Below are 18,491 nucleotides of genomic sequence, written 5' to 3' on the forward strand. Positions count from 1 at the left end.
GACTTATGGAGGCAATATGAAAACACGTATCACTGAACTATTAAATATTAAATATCCAATCTTCCAAGGTGGAATGGCCTGGGTGGCAGATGGCGACTTGGCTGGAGCTGTTTCGAAAGCTGGTGGTCTCGGTATCATCGGTGGAGGAAATGCACCTAAAGAAGTGGTTAAAGCTAATATCGATAAAATCAAATCTTTAACAGACAAGCCTTTTGGTGTCAATATCATGCTCTTGTCTCCATTTGTGGATGATATTGTCGACCTCGTTATTGAAGAAGGGGTTAAGGTAGTTACAACTGGTGCAGGAAACCCAAGTAAATACATGGAACGCTTCCATGAGGCAGGCATCACTGTAATTCCTGTAGTTCCTAGTGTTGCTTTGGCCAAACGCATGGAAAAAATCGGTGCAGATGCTGTCATTTGTGAAGGTATGGAAGCCGGTGGACACATTGGTAAATTAACAACCATGACCTTGGTTCGTCAAGTTGCGGCGGCTGTTTCAATTCCTGTTATCGCTGCAGGTGGTATTGCAGATGGTGAGGGAGCTGCTGCTGGATTTATGCTTGGTGCGGAAGCTGTGCAAGTAGGAACTCGTTTTGTAGTTGCTAAAGAATCAAATGCTCATCCAAACTATAAAGCTAAAATTTTAAAAGCTCGTGATATTGATACAACCATTTCAGCACAACATTTTGGACACGCAGTTCGTGCTATCAAAAACCAATTGACTCGTGATTTCGAGCAAGCTGAAAAAGATGCCTTCAAACAAGAAAATCCAGATCTAGAGATTTTTGAACAAATGGGTGCAGGGGCTTTGGCTAAAGCTGTTGTCCATGGTGATGTGGATGGTGGCTCAGTGATGGCCGGACAAATTGCAGGTTTGGTATCTAAAGAAGAAACAGTTGAAGAAATCTTAAAAGATATCTACTATGGTGCCGCTGAGAAAATTCAAAAAGAAGCAGCTCGTTGGGCAGGAGTTACAAGAAATGACTAAAACAGCCTTTCTATTTGCAGGTCAAGGAGCCCAGTACCTTGGAATGGGACGTGAACTATACGACCAATATGCTATTGTCAAGGAAACAATCGACCAAGCTAGCCAAGTCTTAGGTTGTGATCTTCGTGACTTGATTGATAACGATGAAACGAAGCTAAATCAAACTCGTTACACGCAACCAGCTATTTTAGCTACATCAGTTGCCATTTACCGACTACTAAAAGAGAAAGGTTACCAGCCCGATATGGTGGCGGGTTTATCTCTTGGCGAATATTCTGCCCTTGTAGCAAGTGGCGCCTTGGATTTCGAAGATGCAGTGTCTCTAGTTGCTAAACGTGGAGCTTATATGGAAGAAGCAGCACCTGCGGGGTCAGGAAAAATGGTAGCTGTGCTCAATACACCGGTTGAGGTTATCGAACAAGCTTGTCAAGAAGCTTCTCAACTCGGAATTGTAACTCCAGCTAACTATAACACTCCAAGTCAGATTGTTATTGGTGGTGAAGTAGATGCAGTGGATCGAGCAGTTGAACTCTTGCAAGAAGCAGGAGCAAAACGCTTGATTCCATTAAATGTTTCTGGACCTTTCCATACAGCTTTATTGGAAACTGCTAGTCAAAAATTGGCTCAAGCTCTGACAGAGGTTGAGTTTAGTGACTTTGCATGTCCTCTTGTCGGCAACACAGAAGCAAAGGTTATGGAAAAAGAACGAATCGCAGAACTATTGACTCGTCAAGTTAAGGAACCTGTACGTTTTTATGAGAGTATTGCTCTTATGCAAGAAGCTGGTGTGACTCGTTTTATCGAAATTGGTCCTGGAAAAGTCTTGTCAGGATTTGTCAAAAAGATTGATAAAACTGCTCAACTTGCTAATGTGGAAGATCAAGCAAGTTTGCTAGAACTCTTAGAAAATTAGAGAAGAGTGATAGAAGTTCTGAAAGGAGAAAAATGAAACTAGAACAGAAAAATGTCTTTATTACAGGCTCAAGTAGAGGGATTGGTCTTGCTATTGCTCATAAATTTGCCAGCTTGGGGGCCAACGTTGTCTTGAATAGTCGTGGTGAGATCTCCGAGGAGCTTCTAGACGAGTTTAAACCGTACGGGGTGAAAGTTCTTACGATTTCTGGTGATGTTTCTGACTTTGCAGATGCAAAACGCATGGTGGAACAAGCGATTGAGGAGTTGGGTTCAGTTGACGTCCTCGTTAATAATGCTGGGATTACTCAAGATACTCTCATGCTTAAGATGACAGAAGAAGATTTTGAAAAGGTCTTGAAAGTCAATCTAACGGGTACTTTTAATATGACACAAGCGGTCTTGAAGCAGATGATAAAAGCTCGTGAAGGTGCCATTATCAATATGTCTAGTGTCGTTGGTCTGATGGGGAATATCGGTCAAGCGAACTACGCTGCATCTAAGGCTGGTCTAATTGGATTTACCAAATCAGTAGCACGTGAGGTAGCCAACCGTAATGTACGTGTCAATGCCATTGCTCCAGGAATGATCGAATCAGATATGACTGCAGTCCTATCTGATAAGGTAAAAGATGCCATGTTGGCACAAATTCCGATGAAACAATTTGGCCAAGCTGAGCAAGTGGCAGAGGTCACAGCCTTTCTTGCAAGCCAAGATTATCTAACGGGACAAGTCATTGCAATTGATGGTGGACTTACCATGCAATAAGAGTTAAAATAGAGGTATGAAAATGAAACTAAATCGTGTAGTAGTAACAGGTTATGGATTAACATCTCCAATTGGGAACACACCAGAGGAATTTTGGAACAGTTTAAAGAACGGAAAGATTGGGATTGGTGAAATCACCAAGTTTGATCACAGTGCTTTTGACGTCCATAATGCAGCAGAGATTAATGATTTTCCTTTTGACAAATATTTTGTAAAAAAAGATACTAATCGTTTTGATGATTATTCTTTGTATGCCTTGTATGCGGCCCAAGAAGCAGTAAACAATGCAAATCTTGACGTAGAGGCGCTTGATAAAGACCGCTTCGGTGTTATCGTTGCATCAGGTATCGGTGGAATCAGAGAAATCGAAGATCAAGTGCTTCGACTTCACGATAAAGGACCAAAACGTGTAAAACCATTGACACTTCCAAAAGCCTTGCCAAATATGGCAGCAGGGAATGTTGCTATGCGCTTTGGTGCCAATGGTATCTGTAAATCTATCAACACAGCTTGTGCTTCATCAAATGATGCTATCGGAGATGCCTTCCGTTCTATCAAATTTGGTTTCCAAGACATCATGCTCGTTGGTGGATCAGAATCTTCTATTACACCATTTGCGATTGCCGGTTTCCAAGCCTTAACAGCTCTTTCAACAACAGAGGATCCAACGCGTGCTTCTATTCCATTTGACAAAGACCGTAATGGATTTGTTATGGGTGAAGGATCAGGTATGTTAGTCCTTGAAAGTTTAGAGCATGCTGAAAAACGCGGTGCAACTATCCTAGCTGAAGTTGTCGGTTACGGGAATACTTGTGATGCCTACCATATGACTTCACCGCATCCAGAAGGCCAAGGTGCTATTAAAGCCATCAAACTTGCCTTGGATGAAGCTGAAATCACACCAGATCAAGTAGCTTATGTTAATGCTCACGGTACTTCAACTCCTGCTAATGAAAAAGGAGAAAGTGGAGCAATCGTAGCGGTTCTTGGTAAGGAAGTACCTGTATCTTCAACCAAGTCATTTACAGGTCACTTACTTGGTGCAGCAGGTGCTGTTGAAGCAATTGCAACCATTGAAGCAATCCGTAACAACTATGTACCAATGACAGCTGGAACCACAGAATTGTCAGACTATATTGAAGCAAACGTTATTTATGGGCAAGGCGTAGAACGTGAAATTCCATATGCTATCTCAAACACCTTTGGATTTGGTGGGCATAATGCAGTTCTTGCTTTCAAACGTTGGGAGAATAAGTAAATATGAATTTAAATGAAATCAAAGACTTGATGGCGCAATTTGACCAGTCAAGCTTGAGAGAATTTTCTTATAAAAATGGAACGGATGAGTTGCTCTTCAGTAAGAATGAAGCGAAATTTGTGGCAGAAACAAGTCCAGCACCTCAACCTGTGGTTCCAGCAACTGCACCTACAGTTGTACCACAAGCTCCAACTACAACACCAGATGTAGAGACAGTTTCAGAATTAAGCACTACTGAATCAGTAGCCGAAGGAGACCTTGTAGAAAGTCCGCTTGTCGGAGTTGCTTACTTGGCTGCCGGACCAGACAAACCTAATTTTGTTTCAGTCGGTGATACGGTTAAAAAAGGTCAAACCCTTGTCATCATCGAAGCTATGAAGGTCATGAACGAAATTCCAGCACCTAAAGATGGTGTCGTAACAGAAATTCTTGTTAAAAATGAAGAAATGGTTGAGTTCGGGAAAGGCTTGGTACGTATCAAATGATTGATATTCAAGGAATTAAAGAAGCTTTGCCCCACCGCTATCCTATGCTCTTAGTGGATCGTGTTTTAGGAGTCAGTGAAGATACGATCGTTGCCATTAAAAATGTAACGATTAATGAACCTTTCTTTAACGGACACTTCCCAGCTTATCCTGTGATGCCAGGTGTACTCATCATGGAAGCCTTGGCACAGACAGCAGGCGTTTTAGAACTTTCAAAACCTGAGAATAAAGGGAAGCTTGTCTTCTATGCTGGTATGGACAAGGTTAAGTTTAAGAAACAAGTTGTTCCTGGTGATCAGCTTGTCATGACAGCAACTTTTGTCAAACGTCGTGGCACAATCGCCGTAGTAGAAGCGAAGGCAGAAGTAGATGGTAAGCTTGCAGCAAGCGGTACTCTGACCTTTGCTATTGGAAACTAGGGAGGTTTTCCATGTTTCGTAAGATTTTAATTGCCAATCGTGGTGAAATTGCTGTTCGTATTATTCGTGCGGCACGAGAGTTAGGAATCGCAACAGTCGCTGTCTATTCGACTGCTGACAAGGAAGCTCTCCACACGCTTTTGGCTGATGAGGCTATCTGTATCGGCCCTGGGAAGGCTACAGAATCTTATCTGAACATCAATGCCATCCTATCAGCTGCGGTCTTGACTGAAGCTGAAGCTATTCACCCTGGATTTGGTTTTTTAAGTGAAAATTCCAAATTTGCAACCATGTGTGAAGAAGTCGGTATCAAATTTATCGGGCCATCAGCTCGTGTCATGGATGTCATGGGGGATAAAATTAACGCCCGTGCTCAAATGATTAAGGCAAACGTGCCTGTCATTCCAGGATCAGATGGTGAAGTTCATACTGCAGAAGAGGCTATGGCTGTTGCTGAAAAAATTGGTTATCCAGTTATGCTGAAAGCTTCAGCTGGAGGTGGTGGTAAAGGAATCCGTAAGGTTGAAAAGGCAGAAGACCTTGTATCAGCTTTTGAAACCGCTTCTAGTGAAGCCAAAGCAAACTTTGGTAACGGGGCGATGTACCTCGAGCGCGTGATTTATCCTGCTCGCCACATTGAGGTACAGATTCTTGCTGACCAGATGGGACATGTTATTCACCTAGGTGAGCGTGACTGTTCGCTTCAGCGGAATAACCAAAAAGTTTTAGAAGAAAGTCCTTCCATTGCCATTGGGAAAACACTGCGTAATGAAATTGGTGCTGCAGCAGTCCGTGCAGCGGAATCTGTTGGTTATGAAAATGCTGGTACTATTGAATTCCTACTAGATGAAGCAACTGGGAAATTCTACTTTATGGAGATGAATACTCGTGTCCAAGTAGAACATCCAGTAACCGAATTTGTTTCTGGTGTGGATATTGTCAAGGAACAAATCCGTATTGCGTCAGGTCAACCTTTGACTCTGAAACAAGAAGACATTGTTCTAAAAGGACATGCTATTGAGTGCCGTATCAACGCAGAAAACCCAGCCTTTAATTTTGCACCGAGCCCAGGTAAGATTACTAATCTTTATCTACCAAGCGGTGGTGTTGGCTTGCGTGTTGACTCTGCAGTTTATCCAGGGTATACCATTCCACCATACTATGATAGTATGATTGCTAAAATTATTGTTCATGGTGAAAATCGTTTTGATGCACTGATGAAAATGCAAAGAGCTCTTTATGAACTCGAAATTGAAGGGGTGGTCACCAATGCTGATTTTCAACTCGATTTGATTTCAGATCGTCGTGTGATAGCAGGGGACTACGATACTTCATTCTTGATGGAAACTTTCTTACCATACTATCAAGAAAAAGAATAAGATAAAAAAGTATGAGACTGAAAAGGGGGATTTATGGCTCTATTTAGTAAAAAAGATAAATATATACGAATTAATCCCAATCGTTCACTTAGAGAAAAGCCCCAAGCTAAGCCGGAGGTTCCAGATGAACTCTTCTCAAAATGTCCGGGGTGTAAACACACTATTTACCAGAAGGATTTGGGGAGTGACCGTATTTGTCCTCACTGTGGCTATACCTTTCGTATTTCAGCTCAAGAGCGTCTAGCTTTAACCATCGATATGGGAAGCTTCTTAGAGATGTTTACTGGAATTGAAACGCAGGATCCGTTGAAATTTCCAGGCTATCAAAAGAAATTAGCTTCTATGCGTGAAAAAACTGGTCTTGATGAGGCTGTTGTCACAGGGACTGCTTTGATTAAGGGAGAAAAAGTTGCTCTCGGCATCATGGATTCTAACTTTATCATGGCATCTATGGGAACAGTAGTTGGTGAAAAAATCACAAGATTGTTTGAGTACGCAACAGCTGAAAAATTACCAGTCGTATTGTTTACAGCATCTGGTGGAGCACGTATGCAGGAAGGAATCATGAGTTTGATGCAGATGGCTAAGATTTCTGCTGCAGTTAAACGTCATTCCAATGCAGCTCTCTTTTATCTGACTATCCTTACGGATCCAACAACTGGGGGAGTGACAGCTTCCTTTGCTATGGAAGGTGATATCATCTTGGCAGAGCCACAAAGTTTAGTAGGATTTGCTGGACGCCGTGTTATCGAAAATACCGTAAGGGAAGATTTGCCAGAGGATTTCCAGAAGGCAGAGTTTTTGTTAGAACATGGATTTGTGGATGCGATTGTTAAACGAAGAGAATTGCCAGATATGATTGCTCGATTAGTAAGGTTACATAAGGGGGATTGTTGATGAATATTGCAAAAATCGTCAGAGAAGCACGTGAACAAACCCGCTTAACTGCCTTGGACTTTGCAACAGGAATATTTGATGACTTTGTAGAACTACATGGTGATCGCTCTTTCAGAGATGATGGTGCTATTATTGGTGGTATCGGATGGCTGGGAGACCAAGCGGTAACTGTAGTCGGAATCCAAAAAGGTAAAAGCTTACAGGATAATTTGAATCGCAACTTTGGCCAACCTCATCCGGAAGGTTATCGAAAAGCTCTTCGCTTGATGAAACAAGCTGAAAAATTTAGCCGGCCAGTTGTAACCTTTATCAATACTGCTGGTGCCTATCCAGGTGTCGGAGCAGAAGAACGTGGTCAAGGTGAAGCGATTGCCCGTAACCTCATGGAAATGAGCGACCTTAAGGTGCCGATTATCGCTATTATTATCGGTGAAGGTGGTTCAGGAGGGGCTTTAGCTCTAGCAGTAGCAGATCGTGTCTGGATGTTAGAAAATTCGATCTATGCAGTTCTCAGTCCTGAGGGCTTTGCGTCTATCCTTTGGAAAGATGGCAGTCGTGCTATGGAAGCAGCTGAATTGATGAAAATAACCTCACATGAACTGTTGGAGATGGAAGTTGTAGATAAGGTTATTTCAGAGAGAGGTCTCTCTACTAAAGAACTGTTATCTCGTGTAAAAAATGAACTTCAGACAGAAATTGAACAATTACCGTTGGAGAAACTTTTGGAAGAGCGTTATCTACGCTTTAGAAAATATTAAAAAGAAAGCTAGAACTAAGAAATGGTTCTAGCTTTTTGGATTATAAACATACAATTCAGGATGAAAAATTGACTTTTGCAAAAGAAGTTGTTAATATAACAAAAGATACATCTGCTATAAAATTAAATCAACAAAGATTTTTTGGAGTGAGTATGAAAAAACTAGGTCATTTGGGAATATATACATTAATGGTATTTCTATCAATTTATCTGCTAGATTTCAGTAGTCTGTATCTAGCTAAGATGTTTGTCTGGGGTATGGATGGCTATTCTATTATTGTAGCAGTAGAGCAGCTAGCTCTTTTAGGACTATTGATCTATTGGCTTAAAAAGAAAAAAATGCTCTATATTTTTGAGAAAAAGGGCTCGGAAAAATCCAGATTCTTTTACCTTGTAGTTAGTCTGGCGGCTACTTATGTTGTCCGTCAGTTGTTAAGTGCTTTTTACTTACAGTTTAGTCGCTTCATTAATAATCACTATATCTTTGAAGATCTTCTTTCAGTCATATCCATCAGTGGGGAATCTACTATTTTAATGACTTGCTTCTCTTTTGTTTCAGTTGTCATTCTTGGACCTCTATTGGAGGAGATAGTTCATAGAGGCTATTTTATGAATACTTTTTTCCCTAAGTCCAAATACTACTTGGATGTTATCTTATCAGCTCTTATCTTTGGGCTCAGTCATTTGGTATTGTCCCATCGCGATCCCATCAGTTTGATGGTTTATAGTTTTTCTGGTCTTTTCTTTGCCCTAGTCTACCGTTGGACAAAGAATCTAAAAATCACAATCCTGTGCCATAGTTTTATGAACTTTCTCATTCATGCAGATTTCATCTGGTTGCTTCTTTCTAATTTAATCTATGATCGTTTTTTTAGATAGGAATAGGAGAAGACAAAGAAAAAAGTGTTTGATATCTGTCAAACACTTTTTTAGTTTATTCTTCTGTTACAAATTGACTGAGCAGTCCGTTTATGAAACGAGCTGATTTTTGATCTGAAAAGCTTTTTGCAAGCTCAATAGCTTCATTCACAGCTACAAGTTGAGGAGTATCAAAGGAAGTGATCTCGAAAACTCCTAAACGCAATAAATTCTTTTCAACTAAGGTTAACCGTTCAATCGTCCAACCAGACTTTAAATGCTGAGTGATTTGTTTATCTAGTTCCTCTTTTTGAGCTTGAACACCAGATACAAGATCGATTAGGAAACTAGGGAGTTTTACCTCGTCGTCTTCTCGATCATGAGTATAGGCGAAGCGACAAGCAGTTTCAATATCAGAACCATATTCAAGACTCATCAGTGCTTGGAAGGCACATTTTCGTAGTTCGCGTCTAGATTCTAATAATGGACTAGTCATTGAGGAAGTCCTCATCAAATAAGTCTTTCAATGCTGGTTTTGGTGTTTTATCTGGTGCAATACCAGCAACGTGAATATTCACCGCACTGAGTTCAACATCAGCCATATTACGAACGGCATCTTTTACAGCTTTTTGAATAGCCATTGCAACCTTAGGAACCTTAACACCATACTCAAGATAGAGATAGATATCAGCTGTTAATTCTTCTTCAGATTCTTTTAGATAGATACCACGACCGAGTGAAAGTTTTGAAAGGGTGTCAGATACTGATTTGTTTGAAAAAGAGTGGACACCTTCTACTTTAGCAGTAGCGATAGCAATGATTTTTTCAAGTACACGTGGGGCGATAACGATTTCGCCTAATTGTTCTTCAATTCCCATAGAATGACCTCTTTCTAGAGATTAGGCACGAGAAACGTAAGTTCCTTCTGCAGTGTTGATAACGAGTTTTTGTCCTGCTTCGATGAAGTCTGGAACGTTGACCACAAGTCCAGTTTCCATTGTAGCTGGTTTACCAGAACCTGTAACAGTAGCACCTTTAATAGATGGTTGAGTTTCAGCAACTGTTAATTCAACAGTTGTAGGTACTGTCACACCGATTACTTCAGTTCCGTAAAATTGAATTTTAACTTCAGAGTTCTCAAGAATATAAAGCAATTCATTTTCAACATTTACAACTGGAATTTCGTATTGGTCGTAAGTTTCAGTGTTCATGAAATAAGCTGTTTCATCCATTTTGTACAAGTATTGTGCTGGCACAGTTTCGATAATCGCTTGCTCAAATTTTTCCTCTGGACGGTAGCTTGTTTCAAATGTTGAACCAGTACGGACATCACGCAATTTCATACGCATGATCGTGTTTCCTTTACCTGGTTTGTGGTGGCTAGCTTCCAAAACGCGGATCAATTTTCCGTCAGCTGTTTCAAAGGTCATACCAGCTTTTAATTTACTTGCTTCAATCATGTTTTTACCTCTTTAATAAAATAATTTACTCTTTATTGTATCATAAGTCGTGAAATTTCTCAAATATCAGGGAAGTGAGATTAGTTGACAGGAACGATGTTTCCATCTTCGTCCTTAGTAACTAATACGTACTTGCCATCGACTTCAATGTAGAAATTCTTACTTGCTGTTTGCCCATTGTTTTGAGTTGGAGCTTGTCCATTGTTTTGAACAGGAGCTTGAGGTTGGGCTTGTTGGCTAAGTTGACCCCCAAGAGCTTGTCCAAGATTCATTCCCATAAACATGTTCATACCATTGCCGTTACCTTCGTTATTAGCTGCAGCAACAAGGGCTTCATTACGAGCACGACGTTCTTCAATCTCGATTGTGTTGTATTTCATGGCTACAAGTTCACTATCAAGCTTACGAACAATTTCTAAACTTTCTTGGTCATAGCTGAGGTCTTCTAGCAAAATGTTTGTTGCTTCGATACCATAAAGTCCTGTCCAAACTTTGTTGACCTCTTGTTTGGCTACTTCGTTAAAGGTATCTTGATTCGCATTTAAGCTATAGATATCGACTTTGTTTTCGTTGGTATACTTGGCAATAGCAATGGCGATTTTTGGTGCGATATTTTGACGAAGTGTACCTTGAGCGACGTCCTGCAAGGTAAATGGTTTTTGCTCTGTAATTTGGTGGCTAACAGAACTTACATAAAAGAGAACTGGATCGGAAACTTTAGCATCAAATAGGCCGTAGAAACGGATGTTGAGTAGTTGTTGATAGCGTTCGCTGAAGTATTCGACAGCGTTTTGAGTACCAAATTTATTACCAGCAAGAGGTTGCATGCGGATATAGATAATTTCTTGTTGGGTAATAACTTGTCCTCCAAAAGAGAAACGGTTTTTAAAATTTTCCCAAGTTCCTTTTAAGCCACCTTTTTCAAGAAGCCATGCATTGTCTCCTGCTTGCCATTCATGACTACCAGCTTCCAAGACATCTCCTAGGAAGGTTCCGTTATTGACCAAGATGGCAACGTAGCCTTGAGGGACAATGACAACAGAACCATCTGTAAGAAGTCCAGTATTTTGATTGCTTTGTCTAGATTGACCGTCAGGGTCTTTTGCGAGTCGTTGGCCTTTAATGGCTACAGCATCTGATGATACGTCATTTGGAAGTACAACAGCTTCTTTAAATTTGCTATCGTTAAAACTATTGAGCCCGGCAGATAGGGCAGCACGAATAAATCCCATAATTATTTCTCCTAGTTATAAAGTTCATCTTCATCCACAACATCATAGGTATCAAGTACCCATTGGTTTGGACTACGTGTTAATTCAGCTCCGCAATAGTCACATTTGCTAATAGCTGATATTTTCAGTGGTGCGCCACAGTTTGGACAGTGGTCGCTCACAGCTTCCTCTTGATCAATTGATTCAGTTTGACTACCGTGTTTACGAATAAAGTTCAATTGATACACGGTGAAGAGATCTTTTTTAGGGTCTCCTTCAAGGACACGGCGAGTCTCATCGTCAATGACATAGTCTCGTAAAATTGATGATAGAATCACCACTAAGGTATCGTTTCCGTCAGGATTTTCAATGAACTCCTTGATGCGAACATTTTCGATACAAACTTTCTCTAAAATATTAGTTGTTTTAGCACGAATATGGTCTTCGAGTTGGGCACTGTGTTGGGAGTAGAGACTGGTACTTTCTAAAGCTCGGACAGAGTTCCAATTTTTTTCAGTCCAGGCAACCTGCAATTTAAGGTAGACTTCCTTAACCCAAGAAGTGAAGGCATCCGCGTCAAAGTTTGGATCCCCATATTTCACACGACTAATGGCCAAAGTGTTATGTTCAATTCGTCGGTGGAGAGTTTGAGAATCATTACTAGTGTATGTTGAACTTGAGTCTTCTGAGTTATTCTTCGAGGATTGAAAGATATAAACTAGGAAAACTCCTGCGGCGATTAGGAACACCAATCCCATTTCGAATGGGTTGGAAGAGCTACTAGAGGATGATTCGTATCCAGAGCGGTAGTAGTGATAAGATGAGCCACCAGAGCGGCTTCCTCCTCCACTTGAACTGCTACTGCTTCGTGAGCTACTGCGACTAGAGCTACCACTTCGAGAATGTCCAACACCTGCATCGATGGATTGTAGGGGTGTCACAAAGAGAAGAAGCAAGCAAGTAGCGATAAGAGTATATAACTTTTTCATATGTCTCCTAACTATGTGAGTACAAAGTGTAAGGCATCAAGCTAGAATTTTAATTAGCTTGTGACAGTTATATTATAATGAATCTTCTTTCAACTTAGCCAATTCTTGGGCAAGTAGCTTGAGGGCTACTTGTGGGTTGGCTTGACCTTTGGTAGCTTTCATAAGGAATCCTGTGAAGGCCTTGTCTGCGTTGCGTTTGCCTGATTTGAAGTCGGCAACGGCTGCTTCATTATCCGCAAAGACTTGGTGGATGATTGGAATCAGAACATCTGGATCTGAGATTTGAACCATTCCTGCTTTTTCCACGTATTCACGCGCGCCACCGCCATTTTTAGCCAGATGGACAAAGACTTTCTTGGCAATCTTAGATGAGATGGTACCATCTTCAATGATGGCAATCATTTCTACTAAGTTTTCTGGTGTCAATTCGATTTGTTCGAGTGTTTTTCCTTCAGCGTTCAAGAATTGAGCGACTTCCCCTTGGAGCCAGTTTGAGACTTGCTTAGCATCGCCACCCAGGGCAACAGCTTTTTCAAAGAAGTCAGAAGTAACTTTGTTTGCAGTCAACTGACTAGCATCGTAGTCTGATAAGCCAAGGTCAGATACGTAGCGCGCACGGCGTTCCTTTGGAAACTCTGGCAACTCTGTACGCATTTCTCCGATCCACTCATCTGAGATTTCAAAGAGGGGTAGATCTGGTTCTGGGAAGTAGCGGTAGTCTGCAGCACCTTCCTTAACACGCATGAGGATGGTTGCTTTGTTAGCTTCGTCGTAACGGCGTGTTTCTTGGCGAATTTGACCACCTGAGCGAAGGATTTCAGCTTGACGTTGGACTTCGTATTCAAGACCCTTGCGAACATTTGAGAAGGAATTCAAGTTCTTCAACTCAGTCTTGGTACCGAATTTCTCTTGACCATAAGGACGAAGAGAGATATTGGCATCCACACGCATAGAACCTTCTTCCATCTTAACGTCAGAAATGCCAGCGTACTGGATGACTTCCTTGAGGGCTGTCAGATAAGCGTAGGCTTCTTCAGGAGAACGCATGTCAGCTTCAGATACAATCTCAATCAAGGGCACCCCTTGGCGGTTGAGGTCAACATAAGAGTAACCATCTGTACCGTGGGTGTTCTTACCAGCATCTTCTTCTAGGTGAGCTCGTTCGATACCGATTTTCTTAGTCGTACCGTCTTCTAGCTCCACTTCAATCCAACCATTATAACCGATAGGTTCATCAAACTGAGAAATTTGGTAGGCTTTGGGATTATCAGGATAGAAGTAGTTCTTGCGGTCAAAGTGCATCTTTTTGTGGATGTCCATGTTGAGGGCAAGAGCGGCCTTGATACCGGCATCGACAACCCCTTTATTGAGAACTGGCAGAACTCCTGGGAAGGACCAGTCAATCACGTTGGTGTTGGTATTTTGGTCGTTTCCAAAGTGGGCAGAAGTAGGTGAGAAGATTTTTGAATTGGTGTTGAGCTCTACGTGGACTTCAAGTCCAATGACTGTTTCAAAGTTCATTAGTTATCACCTCCAAAAATCACAGGTTGTTGTTTGTGGTAGTCTGTTGTTGCTTCAAAGGCAGCAGCAGCTTGGTAAATGGTCTCCTCAGAGTATTTAGGACCGATCAATTGGAGACCGACAGGTAGACCTTGAGCAAATCCAGCAGGAATCGAAATTCCTGGGAGACCAGCCAAGTTGACAGGTATGGTCAAGAGGTCAGCCAAGTACATGGCAACTGGGTCGTGGTTGAGTGAGTCCAAATCGTAGGCAACGCTTGGAGCAGTTGGACCCAAAATCAAGTCGTAATCCGCAAAGACTTTTTCGAAATCTTGGATGATAAGGGTACGGACTTGTCCAGCCTTCTTGTAGTAGGCGTCATAGTAACCTGATGAAAGGCTGAAAGTACCTAGCATGATACGGCGTTTTACTTCTTCACCGAAACCTTGGCTACGGCTATTTACATAGATTTCATCGAGATTAGTCGCATCCTCTGCACGGTAGCCATAACGAATACCGTCAAAGCGTTGTAAGTTTGATGAAGCTTCAGATGAAGCGATGATGTAGTAAACGGCAACTCCGTATTTAGAGTGAGGAAGGCTAACTTCTTCAACGATAGCACCAAGTTTTTCAAAGTGCTTAGCGGCTTTGAGGATGGTTTCCTTAACTTCTGGATCAATCCCTTCACCAAGATATTCTTTAGGCAAAGCGATTTTCATGCCCTTTATGTCTTGACCGATTTTTGAAGTAAAGTCAGCAATGCGAACAGGGGCAGAAGTAGAGTCTTTGACATCTTCGCTAGCAATAGCATTAAGCAAGAGGGCATTTTCCTTAACAGTTGGTGCGAAAGGTCCAATCTGGTCTAGCGAGCTACCGAAGGCAATGAGACCGAAACGTGAAACTGTTCCGTAGGTTGGTTTGAGACCAACAATCCCGTTGAAGGCAGCCGGTTGGCGGATGGAACCACCAGTATCAGAACCAAGTGACAAGCGGACTTGCCCAGAAGCTACAGCTGCAGCAGAACCACTTGATGAACCACCAGGAACCTTGCTGTGGTCCCAAGCATTTTTAGTGGCACCGTAGTGAGAAGTCTCACCTGATCCCCCCATGGCAAACTCGTCCATGTTGGTCTTTCCGACGACAATAATGCCCTTGGCTTTTGCATTGGCAACGGCTGTTGCATCAAAAATAGGCTCGTAGTTGTAGAGCATTTTTGAGGCTGCAGTTGTGAGAATGCCGTCTGTTGAGATATTATCCTTAACAGCCAGCGGAATTCCTGAAAGGACATTATCCACGTCAATTCCTGCGTGGTCAATGGCTTTGGCTTGAGCAAGAGCTTGCTCCTCAGCGATGGTGACAAAAGCGTTGATAGATGTCTCGCGAGACTTAATATCTTTAAGTGTAGCTTGGGTCAATTCAGTTGCTGAAATCTCCTTAGAGACAAGGAGATTGTGCAACTCTTCAATGGTTTTATGATTAAAAGTCATTAGGCATCTCCTCCATCATCTAGGATAGCTGGTACCTTGATGTAGTAATTATCTTTTTCAGGTACATTTTTAAATAAGAGGTCACGGTCTGTTCCTGCTTCGGCTACATCAGGGCGGAGTACAGTCTTGCGGTCAGCCATGGTCGTAGTAGGTGCGACACCAGTTGTATCGACTTCGCCTAGCAACTCAACCATGTCTACAATCTTAGACAGGGTTGTCGCAAAGGCAGCAGTTTCTTCTTCAGAGAATCTTAATTTTGAAAGATTGGCAACGTGTGTTACCTCTTCTTGCGTAATTTTCATCTTGCATCCTTTCGTGAAATGATGATTTTTAGTCTGTTCTATTTTACCATATTTTCCTATAAATAAGGCAAGTCAAGCTGAAAAGAAGTAGAAATTGAAAAATCGCTTGTAATTCGCTATAATGGTTGAACTAGAGAATAGAGAAAATAAGAGCTAGGATAGAAATATGTTCCATCAATTTATCACCAGAACTCAGACAGTCCCTCCTCCCATTCCGCTTTTTTGGTATGGGATTATGATGCTTCTTTTAGTGCTTTGTATTTATGGGGCGCTTGCTTATCACAAGAATCCACGCTTTGTCTACCTGTTTAAGGGGATTCAGATCCTCCAGTTACTAGCTCTTTATAGTTGGTATGTTGGTTTTGGAATTCCCTTTTCTAATAGCCTTCCTTTTTATCATTGCCGTTTAGCTATGTTTGCGGTGGTTTTCTTGCCAGATAAATGGCGGAGCAAGCAATACTTTGCCCTCTTAGGAGCAAGTGGAGCGGTTTTTGCACTGGTTTACCCCGTTTTTGACCCCTATGATTTCCCCCATATCACCAGCTTTTCGTTTTTGATTGGGCACTATGCTCTTTTGGTGAACTCCTTGGTCTACTTGATGAATCACTATGACAAGAGCCTGCTCAAGAAATATATGATTGTAGCCTATACCTTTATCCTCAATCTCTTTCTAGTTGGGGTTAATCAGGTGACGGGCGGAAATTATGGCCTCTTAAGAGATACACCATTTATCTCGAATGCTCCTCTATGGATAAAGTACCTCCTTGTGTCGGTTATTCTCTCACTGGCATTGGTTCTCTTTGATATCTTGTTCAAAAAACGGTGGAAAAAGAGGAATCAGGTGAAATCTATGCTCTAGCTTACCTTTTTCATCAGATGAGCAATTGAAAAACTCCCCAAAATCCGATATAATGGAGAGTTGAAAGGATTATAATATTCCAATGTAAAAAATAAAAATACTAACATTCACTATTATCCTAAAAGAAAAGAAAGAGAAGATATGACTATTCAAGAAGAAATTAAGAAACGCCGTACCTTTGCCATCATCTCCCACCCGGACGCGGGGAAAACAACCATCACTGAGCAATTGCTCTACTTTGGGGGTGAGATTCGTGAGGCTGGTACTGTAAAAGGAAAGAAAACAGGGACTTTTGCCAAGTCTGACTGGATGGATATCGAGAAACAACGTGGGATTTCGGTTACTTCATCTGTTATGCAATTTGACTACGATGGCAAGCGCGTCAACATCCTCGACACACCAGGACACGAGGACTTTTCAGAAGATACCTATCGTACCTTGATGGCGGTGGATGCTGCGGTCATGGTTGTGGACTCTGCCAAGGGTATCGAGGCCCAAACCAAGAAATTGTTTGAAGTTGTGAAACACCGTGGCATCCCGGTCTTTACCTTTATGAACAAGCTAGACCGTGATGGACGTGAGCCATTGGACCTCTTGCAAGAATTGGAAGAAGTTCTAGGCATTGCTAGTTATCCAATGAACTGGCCGATTGGGATGGGGAAAGCCTTTGAAGGCTTGTATGACCTCTATAACCAACGCTTGGAGCTCTATAAAGGGGATGAGCGTTTTGCTAGTCTGGAAGATGGGGACAAGCTTTTTGGTAACAATCCTTTCTACGAGCAAGTCAAAGATGATATTGAGCTTTTGAATGAAGCAGGAAATGAGTTCTCAGAGGAAGCCATTCTTGCAGGTGATTTGACTCCGGTATTCTTTGGATCAGCCCTCACTAACTTTGGTGTGCAGACCTTCCTTGAAACCTTCCTCAAGTTTGCTCCAGAACCTCATGGACATAAGAAAACAGACGGCGAAATTGTGGATCCTTATGACAAGGACTTCTCAGGATTTGTCTTTAAAATCCAAGCTAACATGGATCCTCGACACCGTGATCGCATCGCCTTTGTCCGTATCGTTTCAGGTGAATTTGAGCGTGGGATGAGTGTTAACCTGCCTCGTACTGGAAAGTCCGCCAAGCTGTCTAATGTCACTCAGTTTATGGCGGAAAGTCGTGAGAATGTAACCAATGCCGTGGCAGGTGATATTATCGGAGTTTACGATACAGGTACTTATCAAGTTGGTGATACCTTGACAGTTGGAAAAAACAAGTTTGAGTTTGAACCACTGCCAACCTTTACACCAGAAATTTTCATGAAGGTTTCGCCTAAGAACGTCATGAAACAAAAATCATTCCATAAGGGAATGGAACAGTTGGTACAAGAAGGAGCTGTCCAGCTTTATAAGAATTACCAAACAGGTGAGTACATGCTAGGTGCCGTTGGACAACTCCAATTTGAAGTCTTTAAACACCGCATGGAAGGCGAGTACAACGCGGAAGTTGTCATGAGCCCAATGGGTAAAAAGACCGTTCGTTGGATCAAGCCAGAGGACCTAGACGAACGCATGTCTTCAAGTCGAAACATCTTGGCAAAAGACCGCTTTGACCAACCTGTCTTCCTCTTCGAAAATGACTTTGCCCTCCGCTGGTTTGCAGACAAGTATCCAGACGTGGAGTTGGAAGAAAAGATGTAAATCGTTACAAATGACTAGCAACACAAAGTTGCTGTCATTTAACGGTAACCGCTATATCGGTTTGCCTAAACGCTTCACTAGGTAAAACCCACGAATGGTATCGATTCGTGGGTTTTGCCGTCGTAACAGAAAGGAAGCGAACTAGCTTGTTGCCTTACTAACTCATCGGCGAAAAATAATCGTTTTCGCCTCTTCGTGTCGTAGGAAACTGAATTTTGATGATTGTGTAACAATCTAAGTAACTAACGCCAAGTTTCTATGGAACTTGGCTAG

20 protein-coding genes are annotated in these 18,491 nt (G+C 41.9%); 12 read left to right on the forward strand and 8 right to left on the reverse strand.

Annotation, left to right across the window (positions count from 1 at the left end):
- Positions 1 to 16 precede the first annotated feature (16 nt).
- The 10 genes from fabK to NGI26_RS00780 all read left to right on the forward strand — a co-directional run bounded on the left by fabK (position 17) and on the right by NGI26_RS00780 (position 8,745).
- Positions 17 to 991 carry an enoyl-[acyl-carrier-protein] reductase FabK gene (fabK, locus tag NGI26_RS00735; protein ID WP_004251880.1) on the forward strand — a complete coding sequence of 325 codons (975 nt, stop codon included), beginning with the start codon at positions 17 to 19 and terminating at the stop codon, positions 989 to 991.
- Entirely contained in the window at positions 984 to 1,904 is a 921-nt protein-coding gene (gene fabD / locus NGI26_RS00740) for an ACP S-malonyltransferase (RefSeq protein ID WP_251934721.1), read from the forward strand. The genes fabK and fabD overlap by 8 nt, the downstream gene beginning before the upstream one ends.
- A 32-nt stretch (positions 1,905 to 1,936) precedes the next feature.
- Positions 1,937 to 2,671 carry a 3-oxoacyl-[acyl-carrier-protein] reductase gene (gene fabG, locus NGI26_RS00745; protein ID WP_251934725.1) on the forward strand — a complete coding sequence of 245 codons (735 nt, stop codon included), beginning with the start codon at positions 1,937 to 1,939 and terminating at the stop codon, positions 2,669 to 2,671.
- Positions 2,672 to 2,693: 22 nt separating this feature from the next.
- On the forward strand, positions 2,694 to 3,929 hold the full coding sequence (fabF, locus tag NGI26_RS00750) for a beta-ketoacyl-ACP synthase II (RefSeq protein WP_251934741.1): 1,236 nt from the start codon (positions 2,694 to 2,696) through the stop codon (positions 3,927 to 3,929).
- Positions 3,930 to 3,931: 2 nt separating this feature from the next.
- Positions 3,932 to 4,414, forward strand: coding sequence for an acetyl-CoA carboxylase biotin carboxyl carrier protein (gene accB / locus NGI26_RS00755; protein ID WP_251934746.1), 483 nt, complete (start codon positions 3,932 to 3,934; stop codon positions 4,412 to 4,414).
- Positions 4,411 to 4,833 carry a 3-hydroxyacyl-ACP dehydratase FabZ gene (gene fabZ / locus NGI26_RS00760; RefSeq protein ID WP_251934751.1) on the forward strand — a complete coding sequence of 141 codons (423 nt, stop codon included), beginning with the start codon at positions 4,411 to 4,413 and terminating at the stop codon, positions 4,831 to 4,833. Before accB ends, fabZ begins: the two co-directional genes overlap by 4 nt.
- An 11-nt stretch (positions 4,834 to 4,844) precedes the next feature.
- The gene (accC, locus tag NGI26_RS00765; protein WP_251934755.1) at positions 4,845 to 6,212 is read left to right on the forward strand and encodes an acetyl-CoA carboxylase biotin carboxylase subunit; all 1,368 of its coding nucleotides are present in this window, start codon (positions 4,845 to 4,847) and stop codon (positions 6,210 to 6,212) included.
- A 33-nt stretch (positions 6,213 to 6,245) separates the two neighbouring features.
- Positions 6,246 to 7,109: an acetyl-CoA carboxylase, carboxyltransferase subunit beta gene (gene accD, locus NGI26_RS00770; protein ID WP_251934758.1), complete on the forward strand. Its 864-nt coding sequence runs from the start codon at positions 6,246 to 6,248 to the stop codon at positions 7,107 to 7,109.
- The gene (locus NGI26_RS00775; RefSeq protein ID WP_251934759.1) at positions 7,109 to 7,867 is read left to right on the forward strand and encodes an acetyl-CoA carboxylase carboxyl transferase subunit alpha; all 759 of its coding nucleotides are present in this window, start codon (positions 7,109 to 7,111) and stop codon (positions 7,865 to 7,867) included. Before accD ends, NGI26_RS00775 begins: the two co-directional genes overlap by 1 nt.
- Before the next feature lie 152 nt (positions 7,868 to 8,019).
- Complete coding sequence (locus tag NGI26_RS00780; RefSeq protein ID WP_251934760.1) at positions 8,020 to 8,745, forward strand: CPBP family intramembrane glutamic endopeptidase; 726 nt, start codon at positions 8,020 to 8,022, stop codon at positions 8,743 to 8,745.
- Positions 8,746 to 8,800: 55 nt separating this feature from the next.
- Here the strand turns inward: NGI26_RS00780 and nusB are convergent, their stop codons facing one another.
- The 8 genes from nusB to gatC all read right to left on the reverse strand — a co-directional run bounded on the left by nusB (position 8,801) and on the right by gatC (position 15,673).
- Positions 8,801 to 9,220 (reverse strand): transcription antitermination factor NusB, encoded by a 420-nt coding sequence (nusB, locus tag NGI26_RS00785; RefSeq protein ID WP_251934761.1) that lies wholly within the window; start codon positions 9,218 to 9,220, stop codon positions 8,801 to 8,803.
- Entirely contained in the window at positions 9,213 to 9,602 is a 390-nt protein-coding gene (locus tag NGI26_RS00790) for an Asp23/Gls24 family envelope stress response protein (RefSeq protein WP_251934762.1), read from the reverse strand. Before NGI26_RS00790 ends, nusB begins: the two co-directional genes overlap by 8 nt.
- A 21-nt stretch (positions 9,603 to 9,623) precedes the next feature.
- Positions 9,624 to 10,184, reverse strand: coding sequence for an elongation factor P (efp, locus tag NGI26_RS00795; RefSeq protein WP_006150235.1), 561 nt, complete (start codon positions 10,182 to 10,184; stop codon positions 9,624 to 9,626).
- Between the two features lie 80 nt (positions 10,185 to 10,264).
- Positions 10,265 to 11,416, reverse strand: coding sequence for an SPFH domain-containing protein (locus NGI26_RS00800; RefSeq protein WP_251934763.1), 1,152 nt, complete (start codon positions 11,414 to 11,416; stop codon positions 10,265 to 10,267).
- Between the two features lie 11 nt (positions 11,417 to 11,427).
- Positions 11,428 to 12,384 carry a zinc-ribbon domain-containing transport protein gene (locus tag NGI26_RS00805; RefSeq protein WP_251934764.1) on the reverse strand — a complete coding sequence of 319 codons (957 nt, stop codon included), beginning with the start codon at positions 12,382 to 12,384 and terminating at the stop codon, positions 11,428 to 11,430.
- A 72-nt stretch (positions 12,385 to 12,456) separates the two neighbouring features.
- Positions 12,457 to 13,905, reverse strand: coding sequence for an Asp-tRNA(Asn)/Glu-tRNA(Gln) amidotransferase subunit GatB (gene gatB / locus NGI26_RS00810; protein WP_251934765.1), 1,449 nt, complete (start codon positions 13,903 to 13,905; stop codon positions 12,457 to 12,459).
- Complete coding sequence (gene gatA / locus NGI26_RS00815) at positions 13,905 to 15,371, reverse strand: Asp-tRNA(Asn)/Glu-tRNA(Gln) amidotransferase subunit GatA (protein ID WP_251934766.1); 1,467 nt, start codon at positions 15,369 to 15,371, stop codon at positions 13,905 to 13,907. The genes gatB and gatA overlap by 1 nt, the downstream gene beginning before the upstream one ends.
- The gene (gene gatC / locus NGI26_RS00820; RefSeq protein ID WP_251934767.1) at positions 15,371 to 15,673 is read right to left on the reverse strand and encodes an Asp-tRNA(Asn)/Glu-tRNA(Gln) amidotransferase subunit GatC; all 303 of its coding nucleotides are present in this window, start codon (positions 15,671 to 15,673) and stop codon (positions 15,371 to 15,373) included. The genes gatA and gatC overlap by 1 nt, the downstream gene beginning before the upstream one ends.
- Positions 15,674 to 15,839: 166 nt before the next feature.
- Between gatC and NGI26_RS00825 the strand changes: the two genes are divergently transcribed.
- A complete protein-coding gene (locus tag NGI26_RS00825; protein ID WP_251934768.1) occupies positions 15,840 to 16,532 on the forward strand; it encodes a YwaF family protein in 693 nt (230 codons plus the stop codon).
- 141 nt (positions 16,533 to 16,673) lie between these two features.
- The gene (locus NGI26_RS00830) at positions 16,674 to 18,218 is read left to right on the forward strand and encodes a peptide chain release factor 3 (protein WP_251934769.1); all 1,545 of its coding nucleotides are present in this window, start codon (positions 16,674 to 16,676) and stop codon (positions 18,216 to 18,218) included.
- Positions 18,219 to 18,491 lie beyond the last annotated feature (273 nt).

Source organism: Streptococcus sp. Marseille-Q0941 (assembly GCF_943736975.1).
In the GTDB taxonomy this organism is placed as follows: domain Bacteria; phylum Bacillota; class Bacilli; order Lactobacillales; family Streptococcaceae; genus Streptococcus.